Annotated in this window: 20 protein-coding genes; 12 read left to right on the top strand and 8 right to left on the bottom strand. The window is 67.7% G+C overall.

Features of this window, described 5'->3' with window-relative positions:
- Positions 1-39: 39 nt before the first annotated feature.
- Together KB201_RS10295 and KB201_RS10300 are read right to left on the bottom strand one after the other, a co-directional pair.
- Positions 40-705, bottom strand: coding sequence for a fasciclin domain-containing protein (locus tag KB201_RS10295; RefSeq protein WP_171011559.1), 666 nt, complete (start codon positions 703-705; stop codon positions 40-42).
- A 136-nt stretch (positions 706-841) separates the two neighbouring features.
- Positions 842-1,423: a DinB family protein gene (locus tag KB201_RS10300; RefSeq protein ID WP_165629274.1), complete on the bottom strand. Its 582-nt coding sequence runs from the start codon at positions 1,421-1,423 to the stop codon at positions 842-844.
- A gap of 247 nt (positions 1,424-1,670) precedes the next feature.
- Here KB201_RS10300 and KB201_RS10305 point away from each other — a divergent pair, with 247 nt between their 5' ends.
- Positions 1,671-2,306, top strand: coding sequence for a pyridoxamine 5'-phosphate oxidase family protein (locus tag KB201_RS10305; protein ID WP_165629273.1), 636 nt, complete (start codon positions 1,671-1,673; stop codon positions 2,304-2,306).
- 211 nt (positions 2,307-2,517) lie between these two features.
- Here the strand turns inward: KB201_RS10305 and KB201_RS10310 are convergent, their stop codons facing one another.
- The gene (locus KB201_RS10310; protein ID WP_165629272.1) at positions 2,518-4,095 is read right to left on the bottom strand and encodes an AMP-binding protein; all 1,578 of its coding nucleotides are present in this window, start codon (positions 4,093-4,095) and stop codon (positions 2,518-2,520) included.
- Positions 4,096-4,190: 95 nt separating this feature from the next.
- On the opposite strand from KB201_RS10310, the gene KB201_RS10315 reads away from it, so the two are divergent.
- The gene (locus tag KB201_RS10315) at positions 4,191-4,994 is read left to right on the top strand and encodes a LuxR C-terminal-related transcriptional regulator (RefSeq protein WP_165629271.1); all 804 of its coding nucleotides are present in this window, start codon (positions 4,191-4,193) and stop codon (positions 4,992-4,994) included.
- 66 nt (positions 4,995-5,060) lie between these two features.
- Entirely contained in the window at positions 5,061-5,942 is an 882-nt protein-coding gene (locus KB201_RS10320) for a DUF5995 family protein (RefSeq protein WP_165629270.1), read from the top strand.
- A 240-nt stretch (positions 5,943-6,182) separates the two neighbouring features.
- On the opposite strand, the gene KB201_RS10325 is transcribed toward KB201_RS10320, so the two are convergent.
- Positions 6,183-6,458, bottom strand: a complete 276-nt coding sequence (locus tag KB201_RS10325) for a Rho termination factor N-terminal domain-containing protein (RefSeq protein ID WP_058253403.1) — start codon at positions 6,456-6,458, stop codon at positions 6,183-6,185.
- Between the two features lie 328 nt (positions 6,459-6,786).
- Between KB201_RS10325 and KB201_RS10330 the strand changes: the two genes are divergently transcribed.
- Positions 6,787-7,875, top strand: coding sequence for an S-(hydroxymethyl)mycothiol dehydrogenase (locus tag KB201_RS10330; RefSeq protein WP_064570922.1), 1,089 nt, complete (start codon positions 6,787-6,789; stop codon positions 7,873-7,875).
- Positions 7,875-8,504 carry an MBL fold metallo-hydrolase gene (locus tag KB201_RS10335; protein WP_211539176.1) on the top strand — a complete coding sequence of 210 codons (630 nt, stop codon included), beginning with the start codon at positions 7,875-7,877 and terminating at the stop codon, positions 8,502-8,504. Before KB201_RS10330 ends, KB201_RS10335 begins: the two co-directional genes overlap by 1 nt.
- 61 nt (positions 8,505-8,565) lie before the next feature.
- On the opposite strand, the gene KB201_RS10340 is transcribed toward KB201_RS10335, so the two are convergent.
- Positions 8,566-9,006 carry a MarR family winged helix-turn-helix transcriptional regulator gene (locus tag KB201_RS10340; RefSeq protein ID WP_159369760.1) on the bottom strand — a complete coding sequence of 147 codons (441 nt, stop codon included), beginning with the start codon at positions 9,004-9,006 and terminating at the stop codon, positions 8,566-8,568.
- Positions 9,007-9,225: 219 nt separating this feature from the next.
- On the opposite strand from KB201_RS10340, the gene KB201_RS10345 reads away from it, so the two are divergent.
- The 3 genes from KB201_RS10345 to KB201_RS10355 all read left to right on the top strand — a co-directional run bounded on the left by KB201_RS10345 (position 9,226) and on the right by KB201_RS10355 (position 12,771).
- On the top strand, positions 9,226-9,705 hold the full coding sequence (locus KB201_RS10345; protein WP_211539184.1) for a hypothetical protein: 480 nt from the start codon (positions 9,226-9,228) through the stop codon (positions 9,703-9,705).
- 108 nt (positions 9,706-9,813) lie between these two features.
- Positions 9,814-11,181, top strand: a complete 1,368-nt coding sequence (locus tag KB201_RS10350) for an MFS transporter (RefSeq protein WP_165629267.1) — start codon at positions 9,814-9,816, stop codon at positions 11,179-11,181.
- Positions 11,182-11,253: 72 nt separating this feature from the next.
- Positions 11,254-12,771 (top strand): ATP-dependent DNA ligase, encoded by a 1,518-nt coding sequence (locus KB201_RS10355; RefSeq protein WP_211539186.1) that lies wholly within the window; start codon positions 11,254-11,256, stop codon positions 12,769-12,771.
- A gap of 81 nt (positions 12,772-12,852) precedes the next feature.
- On the opposite strand, the gene KB201_RS10360 is transcribed toward KB201_RS10355, so the two are convergent.
- Both KB201_RS10360 and KB201_RS10365 read right to left on the bottom strand, forming a co-directional pair.
- A complete protein-coding gene (locus tag KB201_RS10360; RefSeq protein WP_211539188.1) occupies positions 12,853-13,719 on the bottom strand; it encodes an anti-sigma factor in 867 nt (288 codons plus the stop codon).
- A gap of 366 nt (positions 13,720-14,085) precedes the next feature.
- A complete protein-coding gene (locus KB201_RS10365) occupies positions 14,086-14,493 on the bottom strand; it encodes a YccF domain-containing protein (RefSeq protein WP_058253395.1) in 408 nt (135 codons plus the stop codon).
- Positions 14,494-14,576: 83 nt separating this feature from the next.
- Between KB201_RS10365 and KB201_RS10370 the strand changes: the two genes are divergently transcribed.
- A complete protein-coding gene (locus KB201_RS10370) occupies positions 14,577-14,840 on the top strand; it encodes a hypothetical protein (protein ID WP_211539193.1) in 264 nt (87 codons plus the stop codon).
- A 289-nt stretch (positions 14,841-15,129) separates the two neighbouring features.
- Here KB201_RS10370 and KB201_RS10375 read toward each other — a convergent pair whose 3' ends face one another.
- On the bottom strand, positions 15,130-15,693 hold the full coding sequence (locus KB201_RS10375) for a maleylpyruvate isomerase family mycothiol-dependent enzyme (protein WP_211539201.1): 564 nt from the start codon (positions 15,691-15,693) through the stop codon (positions 15,130-15,132).
- A gap of 37 nt (positions 15,694-15,730) precedes the next feature.
- Between KB201_RS10375 and KB201_RS10380 the strand changes: the two genes are divergently transcribed.
- From KB201_RS10380 to KB201_RS10390, 3 genes are all read left to right on the top strand, one after another.
- Positions 15,731-16,558 (top strand): AraC family transcriptional regulator, encoded by an 828-nt coding sequence (locus tag KB201_RS10380; protein ID WP_211539203.1) that lies wholly within the window; start codon positions 15,731-15,733, stop codon positions 16,556-16,558.
- A 123-nt stretch (positions 16,559-16,681) separates the two neighbouring features.
- The gene (locus KB201_RS10385; protein ID WP_065631318.1) at positions 16,682-17,974 is read left to right on the top strand and encodes a GAF domain-containing protein; all 1,293 of its coding nucleotides are present in this window, start codon (positions 16,682-16,684) and stop codon (positions 17,972-17,974) included.
- 157 nt (positions 17,975-18,131) lie between these two features.
- Complete coding sequence (locus KB201_RS10390) at positions 18,132-19,655, top strand: aldehyde dehydrogenase family protein (protein WP_004021499.1); 1,524 nt, start codon at positions 18,132-18,134, stop codon at positions 19,653-19,655.
- The last annotated feature ends 5 nt before the right edge of the window (positions 19,656-19,660 follow it).

A 19,660-nucleotide genomic window follows, 5' to 3' on the forward strand; every position in this document is an offset into this window, starting at 1 on the left:
AATCGTGGAAAGCGCTCTCGCGCAGTGCTTACGGAGAGATCACATGCCGGCCGGGGGCATGAGCACGCTGTCGATGAGGTACACCTGAGCGTTCGAAGTGGTGACGCCACCGCAGACGACGCCGGCCTCATTGACCTTCAGGTTGTCGCCCGATCCGGTCACATTGACCTGCTGACCCTCGAGAGTGGTGTGCTCCCCGACGATCTGGTCGGGGGTCGCCTGGCCCTCGACCACGTGGTAGGTCAGGATCTTGTTGAGCAGGTCAGCGTCGGTCTTGAGCTGCTCGACGGTCTCCGGGGGCAGCTTCGCGAATGCGTCGTCGGTCGGCGCGAACACGGTGTACTCACCCTCGTTGAGGGTCTTCACGAGGTTGACCTCGGGGTTCAGCTGACCCGAAAGTGCTTGTGTCAGAGTCGTGAGCTCGGGGTTGGTGGCCGCAGCGGTGGCAACGGGCACGGTCGACATCCCGTTCACCGACGCCGGTCCCGAGGGGTTGGCCTCGGCGTAGGCGGCACAACCCGGCCCGACGAGGTTGGCGGCCGGATCGGCCATCGCGCTCTCGCTCATCATGGCGCTGGATTCGGTTGCCGCTCCGGTCGTTTCGCTCGAGGTGTCCGAATCGTCGCTGGAGCAGCCGGCCATCACGCCGACGGCGAGGACCAGTCCGGTCAACGCTCCTGCTACACGGGGAATTCGCTTGATCATCGTCGGTCCAATCTGTGTTGGGGTGTCGACTGCGCCTGGCCGGCAGCCTCACAACGTCTTCGGCGCCCGGGGGCCCGCGGATTGGTCGGAGATGAGAGTGATCGTCGAGTGCCCGGGATAACTCACCCGGCAGGCGTCACTTCGCCCAGTCGGCGTCGGCCCACTGCTCGGCCCATTCCTGCCCTTCGGAGATGGCGCCCATCGTGGTCTGGCCGTCGAGCGCCTCTCGGATGATGTCGGCGTGACCGCAGTGGTGGGCGGTCTCCCGGATGAGGTGGATGATCATGGCCCGAATCGACAGCCACTCGCGTTCCGGCTGCCACGGCGCCGTGGGCTGAGGGATCAGCTCGTCGAGGCTCTCGGCGTCGGCGATCACGCGGTCGAACTCGGCTGCCCCACGGTCGTATGCGGTCAGCCAGCCGGCGAGAGTCTCGTCGCCGGTCATCTCGTACTCGGTCATGGCCTGGCTCATGTCGAACTCGGCGTTCTCGTCCCGCTCGGTGATGACGCGGGCCGCGTTCTCCTCGCCGTGCGCGAGATGCTTGATCAGCGCGCCGATCGTGAGGGTGCTGACCGTCGACTGCTTGCGGGCATCGTCGTCGGAGAGGTTGCGTGCGGTGATCTTGAGCATGTTGCGCTGATCCTGCAGCAGGATGAGCAGGTCGCGCTTCTCGCCGGTGACGTCGACGCTGAGTTCGGTGGAGGTGTAGGTGCTCATGATGTGTCCTCTCGGTTGGTGTGAGGACCACGCTATGAGTGATGGAGGACAGCTATGGTCCTCGTTGAATCGGGAGCTCCCCCGGGTCCCGGTGGCCCGGCGTGGAATGCGCCCAGCAGAGCGAGCCGGAAGTCGATATGTGGCTAGGCCCGCCCTGGTGGGTGGATATCAGCAAGGGGAGTCTTCGGCGGAGGCGCCGGCGAGCAAATCTGTTGAGCCGGGCGCGTTCGGGGGCGACCATGTCCGCATGACTTCGACCGGCGGTACCCCGTCCGACGTGACTTCGCGTCTGGCGTCGTTGACGCGCAAGCCTGATCGGGCAGCCGATCGCGAGCTGCTCGACGCCCTGCTCGACGAGACCAAAGTCGGGACCCTCAGCACCGTCGTCGACGGTCTGCCATGGTCGGTGCCGATGCTCTTCGCCCGGGACGGCGACTCGATCCTGCTGCACGGATCGACCGGGGCGGGTGCGCTCCGGCACGTCGCCGCGGGTGCGCCGGTGACGTTCACGGTGTTCGCGCTGGACGGGCTCGTCGTCGCCGACACCCTCTTCGACCATTCGGCGAACTACCGGTCGGCGGTCGTACGCGGAGTCCTCGAAGTCGCCGACGACGCCCAGGTAGCTTTGGAAGTGTTGTCCGACAAGCTGATTCCGGGGAGGGTGGCCGAGGTCCGGCCGACGACGCGCAAAGAGTTGGCAGCGACGGTGGCCCTGCGACTGCCGATCGTCGACGGCCAGTGGATCGCCAAGGCGCGGACGGGCGGGCCGGGTGGGGAGTCGGCGGACTGGACCGGCGTGGTTCCCGTGCGGACCGTGTACGACGCCCCGGTCACCTACAGCGGCGACGTGCCGCCCGACTCGGTACGAGCGCTCCTGGACTGATCTCGCCAGAACCGGAGATGCGCAACCAGCGGATAGGGGTGTGACCCGCTGGTTGCGCGTCCGGTGATCGCGTCGTGGGGCAGGCGAGGTCCTCGGAGTCTGCCCGACGCGATCGGCTGTTGGCGCGGCCCGGCTGCGGGTCGCGCAGTCGGTTCATCGTTCGCGCACGGTGGCGCCGTTACGCGCCAGGTTGGCGCACCACGGCAGCCATTCACCGCTGGCGCAGCAGGAACCGCTGGATCTTGCCGCTCGGCGTCTTGGGCAGGGCGTCGACGAAATGCACGGTGCGCGGGTAGGCGTGCGCGGCGAACTGCGTCTTGACCAGCTGCTGGAGCTCGGCTTCGAGCGCATCGGTGCCCTCGACCCCGTCCGCGAGGACGACGAATGCCTCGAGGACCTCGCCGCGGAGCTCGTCGGGGCGCCCGACGACGGCGACATCGACGACCGATGGATGAGTGATCAGCACGCTCTCGACGTCGAACGGGCCGATCCGGTAGCCGGCCATGATGATCACGTCGTCGTCGCGTGCGGAGAAGAAATAGCGGCCCTCGTCGTCCACCCGCCCGGTGTCACCGGTCAGGTACCACCGCCCGTCCGGCGAGAAGCGCTGCTTGGTCTTCTCCGGAGCGTCGAGGTACCCCGCGAACCACATCAGCGGGCTGGCCGGGACGTCGATGGCGATCTGACCGTCGACGATCCCCGCGGCGAAACCGGGCATCGGCTGTCCCATCGAGCCCGGGACGAGGGTCTCGTGAACCGACTCGTGCCAGTGGTTGTTGATGAACATGCCGTGTTCGGTCTGGCCGTAGTGGTCGCGGACCTCGGTGCCGATGGCCCGCAGCGCCCAGTCGATGACGTCGGGGGTCAGCGGTTCGCCCGCCGACGACGCGCGGCGCAGCGAGAAACCCGAGATGCGCGGGTCCTTGCTGAGCGCCCGGTAGACGGTCGGTGCCGCGGCGAAGTTGGTGACGCCGAGGTCGCCGAGGATCTTCGCGGTCAGTTCGGGGGTGAACCCGGCGTGCAGCAGGAGGTTGCGCCGGCCGGCGGCCAGCGGCCCGAGCACGCCGTAGTAGAGACCATAGGCCCAGCCGGGGTCGGCGGCGTTCCAGAACACGTCGTCGGCGCGGACATCTAGGCCGAAGTGCATGTACGCGACGAACGAGGCGAGCGCCTTGACCGGGACCGGGACGCCCTTCGGCGCGCCGGTCGTGCCGCTGGTGAAGAGCAGGATCAGGGTGCCGTCGCCGCCGACCGCGACCGACTCGGTGACCGGCTCGTGCGCAGCGATGAGTTCCTCGAACTGGTCGCCGGCGACCACTGTGGTGATCCCGTCGATGCCCGCGAGCTTGTCCGCCTGACTCGACTCGGTGATCACGACCTTCGCGGCGCCGGCCTGCAACCGCATCTCGATCGCGGGTGTCGCGAACGCGGTGAACAGCGGGATGTAGATCGCGCCGAGGCGGGCGATGGCCAGCAGCGAGACGACGAGCTCCTCGCGCTTGCCCATGAGGACGCCCACCGTGTCGCCACGACCGATGCCCATCTCCGCAAGGGCCGCCGCGAGTCTCTTGGACCGCTCGGCCAGTTCGCCGTAGGTGATGTCGGTGGTGACCGGACGTACGCCGCCGGACTGCTGATCGTCGGTCTGCTCGACCTCGATCACCGTGAAGGCGATCGCCTCGGGATCGTGCCCGTCGACGAGGAGTGCCGCCGCATCGGCGTCGGACGCCCCGTAGATTGCCAACCATCGTTCGACCATGTCGGTGGGGGTCGTGGTGGCCTGTGTCATCGTGAACCTCGCTCCGTACTGAGTAAGCTGAGTCACAGTGTCCTCCGCGACCGGCCCCAGGAACACCCTCGGAAGAGGGGGAGAAGTGAGGTGAGATGCCCGAGCCGCTGAGCGGGATCGTCACCGAGGCGTTGCGCCGGGTGCGCAAGTCCAGTGGGGTGCCACTGGCCTTCGCGGGTGTCCTGAACGGACCGTCGAACCTGCGTCTGCAGCATTTCGCCGGTACGACCGTGGGCGCGTTGAACGGGGTGTCGGTCGACGTCGGGCACGGGCTGGGCGGCAAGGTCGTCTCGCTGAACCGCCCGATGGTCGTCGACGACTACCTCCGCACGCCGCGGATCACCCATCGCTACAACACGATCATCGAGCGGGAAGGGTTGCGCGCCATGATGGCCGCTCCGGTCATCGTCGATCGGACGCCCGTCGCGGTCCTCTACGGCGCGCTGCACACCCCTGACCCGATCGGCGGGCGGATGCTCGACGTCCTCGCGATGGAGGCCCGCACCGTCGAACACGAAATCGTCGCGTCCCGCGCCCGGCTCGAGCACGCCGCGCAGGACGAGGCGGAGATGCGCGACCGGATGACCGCGGCCTACGCGCGGCTTCGGTCGCTGGCCGAGACGGTCGACGACGCCCGGCTCGCCGACGAACTCGCCTCGATCACCGAGGCCCTGATCGCCGCGAGCCCGGCGTCGACGGCGCAGGTGGAACTGACCGGCCGGGAGCAGGACGTGATCTCCCTTGCCGCACTGGGCTATTCGAACGCCCGTATCGCGGAGACCCTCGGGGTCACCGTGTACACGGTGAAGGGTTACATGAAGGACGCGATGCGCAAGCTCGGGGCGTCGTCGCGGCTGGAGGCCGTCGTGACCGCCCGCAGTGCCGGTCTGCTGCCCTGACGAACTCCGCTCGCGTCCCCGGCCGGAGGGATTTGATCCGCGCGCAGATGGGTATGACCGGGTCCCATGCGAGCACTCGCAGCGGCACTGCTGACCCTCGGCCTCATCGGAACACTCGTGGTCGCCGCGCCGGCGCATGCGGTACCGGCCGAGACGTGTGGAACCGATCTCCGCCCGGCCGACCGCGAGCGGATCGTCGAACTCAGTACCTACGAGCAGGATTCGAAGGACCTCCCTCTCGTCCAGCTACGACGAAACGTCGACAAGCTGTACGGGATCGTCGACATCCTCACCGACCGCCGCGACCGGCGCGGATTGTTCGCCCTCGGGCTGGCAGCGGTGGAACGCGACGCGGTGATGCCGCTGCAGAACAACCCGCGCGTCTTCCAGACTCCGCGGTGGGCGCCCGTCATCAGTCTCGAACTCCTCAACCGGTTCCTCGACGCCGTGCGAGGCGAATTCGGCGGCGGACCTGTCGCACCCCAGTGGCGGCACTACTTCGACATGGCCGACGACTGCGCAGTCCCCGGCCAACGGGTCGCGATGGCCGGTTACAACGCGCACATCACCGTCGACCTCGCCTATGCGACCGCCGACGCCCGGGCCACGACGGCGAATGCGCGGGATTTCTTCTTCATCGTCGATGCGATTGCCGCACATGGTAATTCGATCGTCGTCGCGACACTCCGTGAATACGGCGTCAACCTCGGACCGATCTTCCGGTTCTACGTGGTCGGTGAGGGCCTCGACCGCGTCGTGGGCGCCGGCCGGGCGACCGGGCCGATGCTGCGGGCCGCCGACGTCGGATACAACGTGCTGACGTTCCGCAACGGACTCGCGCTCCAGGATCCGGCGACCGCTGCTCGGGCACGCGGCGACGTGACCGGGCTGTGGAACACCGGCGAGACGGCGTTGACCGCGTTCCAGCGGGTCGGGCTGGTCCGATGACCGGCCGGTCGGCCTCATCGGTGGGTGTCGGGCAGGTCACGTCGGACGGGCCGGAATATCCCGAGCGGGGTCGTAGTTGTACCCCGCGACGGTGACGGACTCAATGCCCCGGGTCCCACCCTCTTGCCGCTTCGAGCGGCCTGTTTGCCGAGAGGCGCACTGACCGGCACCGTCCCTTTACACATCGAAGCCGCCGACCCCTCGGGTCGGCGGCTTTGATGTTCTCCGAGCAGACGGGTCTCAGTGGTCCCGCAGCTTCTCGATGAGCTCGTCCTTCTTCAGGTCGGAGTAGCCCGAGAGGTCGAGTTCCTTGGCGCGGTCCTTGAGCTCGTCGACCGTCCAGTCCTCGTAGGACCCGGACTTGCCGCCGCTCTTGCCGACGTCCGACCGTGAGCTGTTGGCCGCGGCGTTGGCGATCCGAGCGGACTTCTCCTTCGAGTTGCCCTCGTCGCGCAGCTTCTCGTAGAGCTCGTCGTCCTTGACCGAAGGTCCAGGGTCCTTCTTCTTCTCTGCCATGGTCTACCTCCTCGTGGTGGAGATGAGCGGTCCGCACCAGGGTTGCCAGATGCGTCGGTGGTCAAACAACGGGATCGGGGTGGACGGATCGGACGCTGTGTTCACGATGACCGAACCCGAAGCGGGTGCGCGGTTCGTCGAACTACGGTTACATCCGAACGGGCGCGTAGATAATCACAGTAGACGACGACCACTCTGAGTAGTCGATATTGATCGGTACCGATAAGGTTGTGGCGATGTGTTCCGGCGACGTCACCCATGCGTCGCCGCACTCGCAGCACACGTCGCACCCGTACCCCGAACAACGCAGTTGCGGAAGGAACAACGTATGTCGCAGACAGTCAAGGGAGTCATTTCGCGCAGCAAGAAGGCGCCGACGGAGGTCGTGGATGTGGTGATCCCGGACCCGGGTGCGCGTGATGTGGTGGTGGCGATCAAGGCGTGCGGTGTCTGTCATACGGATCTGGCCTACCGCGAGGGCGGCATCAATGACGAGTATCCGTTCCTGCTCGGCCACGAGGCCGCGGGTGTGGTCGAGTCGGTCGGTTCCGATGTCACCCACGTCGAGGTCGGCGACTTCGTCGTCCTGAACTGGCGGGCGGTGTGTGGGCAGTGCCGGGCGTGTAAGCGGGGGCGTCCGTGGTACTGCTTCGACACCTTCAACGCCAGCGTCCCGATGACCCTGACCGACGGCACCGAACTGACCCCGGCGCTGGGCATCGGTGCGTTCGCGGAGAAGACTTTGATCCACGAATTGCAGTGCACCAAGGTCAATCCCGACACCGACCCTGCCGTGGCCGGGCTGCTCGGCTGCGGCGTGATGGCCGGTATCGGGGCGGCGATGAACACCGGCAACGTCGGCCGCGGCGACTCGGTCGCGGTCATCGGGTGTGGCGGTGTCGGTGACGCCGCGATCGCCGGTGCCCGGTTGGCCGGTGCGACGACGATCATCGCGATCGACCGCGATGCGTCGAAGCTGGAGTGGGCGAAAGACCTCGGTGCCACCCACACCATCGACGGCTCGAAGGTCGATGATGTGATCGCCGCGGTGCAGGAACTGACCGACGGCAACGGCGCCGACGTCGTGATCGATGCGGTCGGCCGCCCGGAGACCTACAAGCAGGCCTTCTACGCGCGCGATCTCGCCGGGGTCGTCGTGCTGGTCGGTGTGCCGACCCCGGAGATGACCCTGGAGATGCCGCTGGTCGACTTCTTCTCCCGCGGTGGCGCGTTGAAGTCGTCGTGGTACGGCGACTGCCTGCCCGAGCGCGACTTCCCGATGCTGATCGACCTGTACGAGCAGGGTCGTCTGCCGCTGGACAAGTTCGTCACCGAACGCATCGGCATCAACGACGTCGAGGCCGCGTTCTCGGCGATGGAAGCCGGCAAGGTGCTGCGATCGGTGGTGGAACTCTGATGTCGGATCTGCGCATCGACAACGTCGTCACCTCGGGCACGTTCAGTCTCGACGGCGGCACCTGGGACGTCGACAACAATGTGTGGCTCGTCGGCAACGACGACGAGGTCATCATCATCGACGCCGCCCACTCCGCGCAGCCGATCCTCGCCGGCGTCGGCAACCGCACCGTGAAGGCGATCGTGCTGACCCACGGGCACAACGACCACGTCACCGTCGCCCCGGAACTGTCGCAGGCCACCGGAGCGCCGTTCCTGCTGCACCCCGGCGACGACATGCTGTGGAACGACACCCATCCCGATGTCGCGCACCAGGATCTCGAGGACGGGCAGAAGATCGGGATCGCCGGTACCGAGCTGACGATCATCAACACCCCGGGCCATTCGCCGGGCTCGTCGGTGATCCACCTGCCCGAGGCGAAGGTGCTGTTCTCCGGCGACACCCTGTTCCAGGGCGGGCCGGGCGCAACAGGCCGCTCGTACTCGAGCTTCCCGACGATCATCGCCTCGATCACCGAGAAGATCTTCACCCTCGACCCCGAGACCAAGGTCTACACCGGTCACGGCGACGGCACGACCGTCGGCGACGAAGCTCCTCATCTCGAAGAGTGGATCAAACGGGGTAGCTGAGGCGGTACGTCCTTCGGCCGACTAACGGCGGTTGCCGGTAGTCGGCCGGCCTCGAAGACCTTCAGGAGATCTCTGCGACAAGGCTTTTCAGCAACCGCCGGAAGGTCGCTGCCTGACCGTCGGACATGGCGCCGCGGAGTAGCTCGTCTTCCACGGCTCGGATCTCGGCCCGGACGCCATCGTGCAGTGAACGCCCCTCCGGCGTGGTCGAGACGGTCCACTGGCGACGACTGCCCGACCTGTCCCTGGACACGAGGCCCCGCTGCTGGAGTTCGTCCAGGTGCTTGCCGAGCCGTGTCGGATCTCGCCCGGTGCGTTCGGACAACTCACGCTGCGACACTGCCGGCGTCGCGGCGATCTCGCTCACGATGGCGTACTCCCACATCGACAGTCCGGCGGCCCGGAGGATCGGCTCCTCGAGGGTGATCAGATGCGGTATCAGTCGCCCGAGAAGTGCGCCGAGATCGGGCTCTGCGCCCGAGGCACTGTCGTCGTTCACCATCGACATCCTCTCTCGAATCGTCTACCGTGGTAGACGATCGCTGCGAACGGCCTCTCCCGTGCGGTGCGGGAGCATCCTCTCATCATCGCGGTCCACCGGGACTGATCGACAGATTGATCGGGCATTGTCTGGAAGAAGGGACGTCGAATGGATACATCGGCTTTGCGGGCGGTCACTGACGATGTGGGTGCGCAAGTCTCGGAGATGACAGTCGGTGACATGGCCATCCGGACCACTTCGGGGTGGGGCGACCTCGGTGATCTGTACCTGGCCGCCGTTGAACGAAACACGCGTCTCACAGCGCTCCTCACCGGCGAGGAGCTGAACTCTCGGCGAGCTGCACCGATGGACAGGGCATCGTTCCCGCTGGTGGCGGACCAGTACGGAGGCGGATTCGAACACCGATACCGGCGAAGTGCCGACCTGCTGGTCGCCGCCTTCGCCGAAGTCCTCGACACGCAACGGGTCGTCGACCTCGACGGCACCCACACAACTGTGCGAGCGCTCTACGACCACGCGGTCCGCGATGCCTTCCTGCTCACGTGGAACATCGCGACCGCAATCGACATCCGGTACCAGCCGCGACCCGACATCGTCCGAGGGGTCGTACAGACGATGCTCTCGGACCTCGAGGATGCCGATCTGGCAACGGCAGTCGACGTCCTCGTCCAACTGACGGGTCCACACCGGGACAAGTGAGCAGTCGGGTTGGACTGCGATGCCGCGTCCGCTGGGTGTCGCGGTCCGCTCAGCTTTTTCTCAGGGGTCGGAATCGATCGCTCGAGCCGCAGGCGTAACGTCGCGCGAATGAGCGATTCCGCGGTCCGCAACATCGACCATCCCGATCAGGCGCCGGTACCCCGCAGCCGCATCGTGGTCGCGTCGATGATCGGGACGAGCATCGAGTTCTTCGACTTCTACATCTATGCCACGGCCGCGGTCCTCGTGTTCCCGGTGCTGTTCTTCCCCAAGGGGGACGACACCGCGGCGCTGCTGTCGTCGTTCGCGACCTTCGGCCTCGCGTTCGTGGCGCGGCCCATCGGCTCGATCCTGTTCGGGCACTTCGGCGATCGCATCGGACGTAAGGCGACGCTAGTCGGTTCGCTGCTCACCATGGGCATCGCGACCTTCGTCATCGGCCTGCTGCCCACCTACGATTCCGTCGGCTATCTCGCGCCCGCGCTGCTTGCGCTGATGCGGTTCTGCCAGGGCCTCGGGCTCGGCGGGGAGTGGTCGGGCGCAGCGCTTCTCGCCACCGAGACGGCCGAGAAGGGCAAACGGGCGTGGGCCGCGATGTGGCCGCAGCTGGGTGCGCCGATCGGGTTCTTCTTCGCCAACGGCACCTTTCTGCTGCTGATGCTCGCCCTCGATTTCGATGCCGCGACCGCCGACCCCGACCACGCCTTCATGACCTGGGGCTGGCGAATCCCGTTCCTGGCCAGTGCGATCATGGTGGCCGTCGGGCTATACGTGCGTCTGAAGCTCACCGAGACACCGGTGTTCGTGAAGGCCGTCGCGGACGGCAAGAAGGTCAAGGCGCCGCTGGCAGAGGTCGTCAAGACCAGCTGGCGTCCGCTCATCGCGGGCACGTTCATCATGGTCGCGACGTACACGCTTTTCTACATCGTGACCACCTGGGTGATCTCCTACGGCACCGGCAAGGTGACCGACGAATCGGGTGTGAAGCTCTCCATCAGCTACGTCGACTTCCTGCAGCTGCAGCTCGTCGCGGTCCTCTTCTTCGCCGCGTGCGTGCCGATCTCGGGGCGCCTCGCCGACCGGTACGGCCGCCGCGCCTTCCTCATCGTGATCACCGCGGCGATCATCGTCTTCGGTCTGTGCTTCCAGTGGCTGCTCGACCCGGCGTCGATGACCGACGGCATGATGCTGTTCTTCCTGATCCTCGGAATGACGCTGATGGGTCTCACCTTCGGGCCGATGAGCGCGATCCTGCCCGAGCTGTTCCCGACCAACGTGCGCTACACGGGTTCGGGCGTGGCCTACAACGTGGCGTCCATCCTCGGCGCCGCCGTGGCCCCGTTCATCGCGACGTGGATCGTCGCCGACTACGGCGTCGGCTGGGTGGGCGTGTATCTCGCGGTCGCCGCCTGCGCCACGATGATCGCCCTGCTCAGCGTCCGCGAGACCAAGTCCGTCGACCTCACCGAGGTCTGAGCAGGACGGGTTGTCGGGGGCTCGGCGTACCGTCGGACAGGTGAATGCGCGTCCGGCAGCAGGTGAGGCGACATGAGGCTGATCGACGTCGTCGAGACCTCCGCGGATGTCGCGCGAGACCGGTCGCGGATACGGAAGACGACGGTGCTCGCCGAGGCGCTCTCCCAGGCGACCGACGAGGAACTGCCGGTCGTCGTCGCCTGGCTGTCGGGGGAGATCCCGCAGGGCCGGCTCGGCGTCGGGTGGCGGTCGCTGTCCAAACTGATGGCACCACCGGCCGATTCGCCGACCCTCGAGGTCGCTGCCGTCGACGCCGCGCTCGGCGAGCTCGCGTCCGCGTCGGGTCCGGGTTCGACGAAGCGGCGCGGCGAGATCATCGCGTCGTTGTTCGCCGCGTCGACCGAGTCCGAGCAGAAGTTCCTCGTGGCACTGCTCACCGGTGAATTGCGGCAGGGGGCGCTGGCCGGTGTCATGACCGACGCCATCGCGAAGGTCACCGGCCAGGATCTGGCTCTGGTGCGCCGCGCGAACATGCTGACCGGTTCGCTGCCGGTCACCGCCGCGCTGGCCCGGTTCGGCGCGGAGTCGCTGGCGGGGGTCGGCCTGGAGGTCGGACGCGCCGTCGAACCGATGCTCGCGACACCCGCCGACGACCTCGACTCCGCGCTTGCGCTCCTCGGGCCCGACCTCGTCGTCGACTACAAGCTCGACGGTGCCCGAATCCAGGTGCACCGCAAGGGGACCGAGATCTCGGTGTTCACCCGCACGTTGCGCGACGTGACGGCGAACGTCCCCGACCTCGTCTCGGTGATCGCCTCCCTGCCCTGCGACTCGGTCATTCTCGACGGCGAGACGCTGATGCTCTCCGACGACGGGCGCCCGCGATCATTCCAGGACACCATGAGCCGTTTCGGCTCCGGGCCCACCGCGGCCGGTGAACCCGAACGCCTGCTAAAGCCGTTCTTCTTCGACTGCCTGCATCTCGACGGCGTCGACCTCATCGACCGCCCGCTGTCCGAGCGGCTCGCGGCGATCGACTCGATTGCGCCGCAGTTGCGTATCCCCGCCGTGACCCGGCCGAGCGTCGAGGAGGCCCGCAGCCACTTCGACGCCGCGATGGCCGACGGTCACGAGGGTGTGATGGTGAAGTCGCTCGACGGCCTGTATGTGGCGGGTCGCCGCGGAAAGGCCTGGCAGAAGGTCAAACCGACGCACACGTTCGATCTGGTGGTGCTCGGTGCCGAATGGGGCTCGGGCCGGCGGTCGGGGTGGCTGTCGAATCTGCATCTCGGCGCCCGCGATCCCGAGACGGGCGAGCTCGTGATGGTCGGGAAGACGTTCAAGGGCCTGACGGACGAGCTGTTGCGCTGGCAGACCGAGGAGTTCCCGAAGCACGAGACGCACCGGGACTCGTACACGGTGTACCTGCGTCCGGAGATCGTCGTCGAGATCGAACTCGATGGCGCGCAACGGAGTTCGAGATATCCGGGCGGGGTCGCGCTGCGCTTCGCGCGCGTGGTGCGTTACCGCCCGGACAAGACTCCCGCGCAAGCCGACAGCATCGAGGCGATCCGCGCGCTGTTGAAGTGAGTCCGAAAACCACCCGTAGGAAGCGGACAGCCGACGATGCGTCGCGTGTCCGGTTCCACAGGGTGGTTTTCGGCGAGATGCTCAGAGCAACGACAGCTGGGCGACAGGGGTGGTGGTGGGACGGTCCGAACCGCCGGGCGGTTCGACGGTGAACGCGAGCGTCGAGGCGTCGTTGATCCCGGAGAGCACGGCGGTGGTGACCGGTTCGACGTCCTGGTCGGTCATCGTGCCGGCCGAGCGAGCGCCGCCCGGCCCGATGAGCCACATCTGGTAGACGGTCCCCGGCTGTGGTGGCGGGACCGAATCCATCACCAGTACACCGGTATCCGCCGACTTGGCGAGATAGACGGTGACATTGCCGGTCGCTACCGGGCCGCCCGTCGACCGCAGGTCCTCCGCGGAGAAGACCTGTTCGGCCGGTGAGGCGAGTGGGCGGACCTCCGGTTCCGGCGAGCTCGACTCTCCCATGACCCACCCGGCGGCGCCGATGGCGACGGCCGCCACCGCCGCGGCGGCGAGATACGTCCAGCGGCGAGGCAGGCGCCGTCGGTCGTCCGATTCGAGCGTCGGCGTCACGGGGGCGGGAACCCTCGGATCGGATGCGGCAGGCGCGGATTGCTGCTGCGGAGGCGGCGATCCCGGCCCGGTCGGCGCCTCGGCGCCCGGGCCGGCGACGTCCGGCGCGTCGAGACCGGCGTCGGCACGCGCAGCGGAGAGGATGCGATCACGGAGCGTCGGCGGGGGCGGCGTGGCCGTCGTCTTGCTCATCGCGGCCAGCGCCTCGCGGGTCGCGCGGACCTGCTTGTCGAACAAGGTCTGGAGATCCTGCGGCGCGGCCGCGACCCGAGCCTGGACGTCGCGCAGTTCGTCGGCGGACAATGCGTCGAGCGCGACCAGCGGTGCCATCTCCAGCAATTCGGCAGCGTCGGGATCGAGATGATCAGCCATCACGTGCCTCCTGCCGTCGTCGAACGATCTGTTGCTGTCCCCCCGAACGCCGCTCTCGGCGAGCGGGCGTCACGTTTCCGCGTGGGCCCGGAGGCAACGAGGCTGCGGCAAGAAGGATGACGTGCGCGGATGGTGTCCGGGGTACTCGGGCCGTCGGCTGAACGACTCCTGGTGGAGTCGGGCGCCGGTCGCGTACAGCGAGAGACAGGCGGTCGCCACCGGCGGCAGCGTCGCGTCCGTGCCGAGCCACGCGCTCGCGACGTCAGTCTGGGACCCGAGTGTCATGCCACCTGTTCGGATCCATCGGCGTCCCGGATGGGTTGGGTGGCGGATGGGTCGGGGGAGGTCAGCGCGACGTTCGGTGGATCACATCCGCACCGGCGTACCGCCGGGCATCCGCTGATCGGTCGGGACGATCTCGGCGCCGAGGGGCAGAAGCGACACCGGCACCATCTTGAAACTCGCGATGCCGAGGGGGATGCCGATGATCGTGAGGCACATCGCGATGCCGGTGGTGATGTGCCCGATCGCGAGCCACAACCCGGCCACGATGATCCAGATGACGTTGCCGATGGTCGACGCGACGCCCGCGGTCGGCTTGCGGATGACAGTTCGTCCGAAGGGCCAGAGCGCGTAGCTCGCCATCCGGAACGAGGCGATGCCGAACGGGATCGTGATGATCAGGATGCAGCAGATGATGCCGGCGACGACGTAGCCGATCGCCATCCACAGTCCGCACAGGACGAGCCAGATGACGTTGAGGATGGTCTTCATCCCACCATTGTCCATGCGGCACCGACCGGTGGGGACAACTGCGAGACGCGCGAGGCCTGCCCGCGGCCCGGCCCGACATTACGATGACCGACGTGGCGGGAAGTCCGGGGCGGGCGCGTGAGGCGGTGTGGGCGGTGCTCGCCACGGTCGTCCTCGTGATCCGCATTCTGGCGACCATCGCGCTCGTGCTGTTCGTGATCGGATGGGCCGTCGCGGCGGTCCGCGAATCGCTCGACAACGCGTTCCTCTGGCCGTCGATCGGTGCCGGCATCGCGCTGCTCGCGAGCACCTACGTCTACGGCCACCTCCGCGCGCGCTACCCGCGGCACAACGGCTGGATTCCGTGAGTTCTGCGCACCGCTCCCTGTGGAGCGACCGGAGCTTGCGGAGGCCGCGTCACGAAGGGTCCTGGTGAGACGCGTTCCTCCCCTTCGGGCCCGCGACCGGCGGACTTCAACTCGACCGATGGACTTCGATCGAGGTCCAGGAGTCGAGTTGAAGTCTGTCGGTCACGAAACGGGGTCGGGGGTGGTGCGCCTCCGCAGGCTCCGGCGCTCCTCGGGGGCTGGGGTGCGCCTCCGCGGAATTCGGCGCTCTTCTGTGGGCAGAAGCGGGCGTCTGGTCCCCGCAGGGACCTCAGGACGCGACGCGACCCAAACGGGCGAGCAGCGTCGTCTGCCGATCAGCACCGGCCGGGATCTCGACCTTGCGACACACGCCTTCGGAGTAGATCGCATCGCCGAAACCGTCGACGGCGGCTTCCATCTCGGACAGGTCGTCGTCGGAGAACCGATGGTCGGCACCGGCTGCGCGGGCGATGTCCCAGCGGTGGGCGACCATGTCGAAACCGTAGAAGCGGATGAGGGTCTCGCCGATAGTGGTCGGTCCGAAGTGTCCGTCGAAGGTGCGTTCGCCGACGGTCGGGTCGGCGAGCAGCCCGGCGACGGTGTCGCGGTGGGTGTGCCAGGCGGCGGCCGGGTCGTCGAGCGAGGGTGCCGGTCCGGCATCGATGTCGTGGCGTGCGAAGAACTCGCGCTGGGTGTCGATGACGTGGCCGACGACGTCGCGTCCGGTCCATCCCTCGCACGGCGAGTCCGCGGTCCAGGTGCCGGCGGGCGCGTCATCGAGGACGGTGGCGAAGCCGTCGGCGAGGCGGACGTAGTGGTCGACTAATGGTGAGGTGTCGTTGATTGCGGTCATGATGAGAGTCAACCGCGAGACCACGGGACGGTGATTGATGAAACCCGACAATCCGGCGCGGCTCGACGACGTCGAGCGCGCGCACCTCATCGACCCGTCGGACGCGAGCTTTCGCATCGGACGGTGGGCGCCGAGCCCCGATCTGAACGAACTGGTGCGCCGCTTCTGGGTCCCGGTGTGGTGGGTCCCGCCCGGGGCGGAGGCGCCGCAGCGCGTCCTGCAGTATCCCGTCTGCCTCATCGTCGTCAGCAACACCTACGCCCGCTTCTACGGCGTGGTGACCGGGTTGTCGGAGACGGTGCTGACCGGCGACGGCTGGGCAGTCGGGGTGATGCTCACGCCGGCAGCCGGGGGAGTGCTGACCGGCGACGTCGGGAAATGGACCGATCGGCATGCCGAACTGTCCGAGGTCTTCGGCGACCGGGGCACCGACCTCGAGCGGTCGGTGCGGTCGGTGATGGCCGTCGAACCCGGAGTCGAGGCGACCCAGCGGACCGCGACCGACCGCGTCGAGGACTGGCTTCGGTCGTATCTCCCGCTCGACGACGACGGCCGGCTGATCAACGCGATCGTGGAGTACGTGGAAACCGATTCGTCGGTCGTCGCGGTCGCGCAGATCTGCGAGCGATTCCACCTCACCGAACGCAGCCTGCAGCGGCTGACCCGGCGTCGTCTCGGTCTCACCCCGAAGTGGCTCATCCAACGTCGACGGCTCCACGAGGCGGCCGAGCGGCTGCGCGACCGGTCGGGGACGCTCGCCTCGCTGGCGGCGGAGCTGTCCTACGCCGACGAGGCGCACTTCGTGCGTGACTTCAAGACCGTCACCGGTATGACCCCGCGGACGTTCTCCGCGCGGTTCGGTTAGACCGGGTGCGGTCGAGCGGGGCGCAACGACGACGACCTCGGTGGTTGTTGCCGAGATCACATCGCGGCAGGCAGAATCGTCGACATATCGGGCAATCGACTCGGCTGATCGTACGGAGGGTGCATGACGGACGCGGCTTCGGTGGCCACGCGCATCCGCCGGGCGTACGAGGACTTCCTCTCCGGCGGCAATCCGCCGGCCGATGCGGTTCGGTCGATCGTCCGCGACTCGTGGGCGAGGTCCCTGACCGGCGGAGTGGACCCCAGCGACGCGACCCCGAACGGCGATCGTGCCTCCACGATGTCGCCTGCGGAGTTCGCCGCCTACCGCGCCGCGCATCCCATCACCGCCGTCCGGCCGTTGGTGCAGTCCCTGATGGTCGACGCCATCGCCGACACGGGGGTCGTCGTCGCCCTGACCGACCAGTCCGGGCGCCTGCTGTGGATCGAGGGCGACTCGGCCGCTCGTGATCGCGCGGGCCACATCGACTTCGTCGAGGGCTCGGTGTGGAGCGAGGAGGTCGTCGGCACCAACGCCCCCGGACTGGCACTGGCCGTGGATCGGAGTGTGCAGGTCGTCGGCCCCGAACACTTCGCCGGACCCGTCCAGGAGTGGAGTTGTGCGGCGGCGCCCGTGCACGACCCGCTGACCGGGCACGTGATCGGTGTCATCGACGTGACCGGCGGGCGCGAGGTCGCGGCGCCGTTCGCGCTGGCGGCGGTCCGGTCGGTCGTCGCCGCTGTCGAGCGCGAATTGCGGGCGGGCGCCGTCGATCTCGCCGACCCGGCCACCTTCGACCCGGCACCGGGCCCGCGGGCCGCGGCCCACCTCGCCGTGCTCGGTGACGGTCCGGGACGCTGGCATCGCGCCGCCGACGGGCCCGGCGCCCGCACCCTGTCGCGCAGGCACGCCGAGATCCTCGTTCTGCTGCAAGCGTTTCCGGAAGGTCTGAACACCGAACAGCTCGCGTTGAAGCTGGCCGAGGACGGGCTCGACCCGGTCACCGTGCGGGCCGAGATCTCCCGACTCCGCCGCGACCTCGGTGCCGACGTCGTCGCGAGCCGGCCGTACCGGCTCACACTCGACATCACCTCCGACGTCGACGATCTCCGGTCGCGCATCTCGTCGGGTTCGGACCTCGCGTCGGTCGTCGATGACCTCGGCCGCGGCGGGTTGCTCGCCGAATCGACCGCACCGGGGATCGTCGAGATCTTCGAGGAACTCCGCGAGGACCTGCGGTCGCGTCTCTTCGCGTCCGGCGACGTCGCGGCCCTCCGCCGGTGGACGTCGTCGACCCACGGACGCGACGACCTCGCCGCCTGGCGCCGCCTCGAACACCGCCTGCCGGTCGGCGATCCCGACCGGGCCGTCGTCGGCGGACGCATCCGACTCCTGGACAAGAGGTACGGGGCGTAACCGGCTGAGCTGCGTCAACAGCAGGTGGCCAACGTTGCAACGCTCGTGCAACCACCCCGCTCCTAGAGTGTGGAGCAGATCACAACGGACGCCTCCGGTGTCCCGTGTGACATCCGCAGAGCGTCCTCAGCTTGAGGCCCACACGCAAGGAGCAACCATGACCGTCTTCGCAAAGCCGGGTGCCGATGGCTCGGTGATGAGCTACGAGTCGCGCTACGACAACTGGATCGGCGGACAGTGGACCCCGCCGGTGAAGGGTCAGTACTTCGAGAACCCGTCGCCCGTCGACGGCAAGATCTTCTGCGAGGTCGCACGCTCGACCGCCGAGGACATCGACCTCGCGCTCGACGCCGCACACAAGGCCGCACCCGGATGGGGCAAGACCCCCGTCGCCGAGCGCTCGCTGGCCCTGCTGCGCATCGCCGATCGCATGGAGGAGAACCTCGAGAAGCTGGCCGTCGCCGAGACCTGGGACAACGGCAAGGCCGTCCGCGAGACCATGGCCGCCGACATCCCGCTGGCCATCGACCACTTCCGCTACTTCGCCGGCGCCCTCCGCGCCCAGGAGGGTTCGATCTCCGAGGTCGACGAGGACACCGTCGCCTACCACTTCCACGAGCCGCTCGGCGTCGTCGGCCAGATCATCCCCTGGAACTTCCCGATCCTGATGGCGGTGTGGAAGCTGGCGCCCGCGCTCGCCGCCGGCAACGCGGTCGTGCTCAAGCCCGCCGAGCAGACACCCGCGTCGATCCTGTACCTGGTCAGCCTCATCAGCGACCTGCTTCCCGCCGGAGTCCTCAACGTGGTCAACGGGTTCGGCGTCGAGGCGGGCAAGCCGCTCGCGTCGAGCAACCGTATCCGCAAGATCGCGTTCACCGGTGAGACCACCACCGGCCGGCTCATCATGCAGTACGCCTCGGAGAACCTGATCCCGGTCACCCTCGAGCTGGGCGGCAAGAGCCCGAACATCTTCTTCAACGACGTGATGTCCGCCGACGACGGGTTCCTCGACCGTGCGCTGGAAGGCTTCTCGATGTTCGCGCTCAACCAGGGCGAGGTGTGCACCTGCCCCAGCCGCGCACTCATCCAGCAGGACATCTACGACGAGTTCATCGCCAAGGCCGTCGACCGCGTCGGAAAGATCAAGCAGGGCAACCCCCTCGACACCGACACGATGATGGGCGCGCAGGCCTCCAACGATCAGTTCGAGAAGATCTCCTCCTACCTCGCCATCGGCAAGGACGAGGGCGCCGAGGTGCTGATCGGCGGCGAGGCAGCCGAACTCGACGGCGACCTGGCCGGCGGCTTCTACATCAAACCGACTGTCTTCCAGGGCAACAACAAGATGCGCATCTTCCAGGAAGAGATCTTCGGCCCGGTCCTCGCGGTCACCACTTTCAAGGACTTCGCCGACGCCATGCACATCGCCAACGACACGCTCTACGGGCTCGGTGCCGGTGTGTGGAGCCGCGACGGTGCGACCGCCTACCGGGCGGGCCGCGAGATCCAGGCCGGCCGGGTGTGGACGAACACCTACCACGACTACCCGGCGCACGCCGCCTTCGGCGGCTACAAGCAGTCCGGTATCGGTCGCGAGAACCACCTCATGATGCTCGAGCACTACCAGCAGACCAAGAACCTCCTGGTCGGTTACGCTCAGAGCGCCAAGGGTTTCTTCTGACCTGG

This window comes from Gordonia sp. SCSIO 19800 (assembly GCF_018132775.1).
Lineage (GTDB): Bacteria > Actinomycetota > Actinomycetes > Mycobacteriales > Mycobacteriaceae > Gordonia > Gordonia hongkongensis.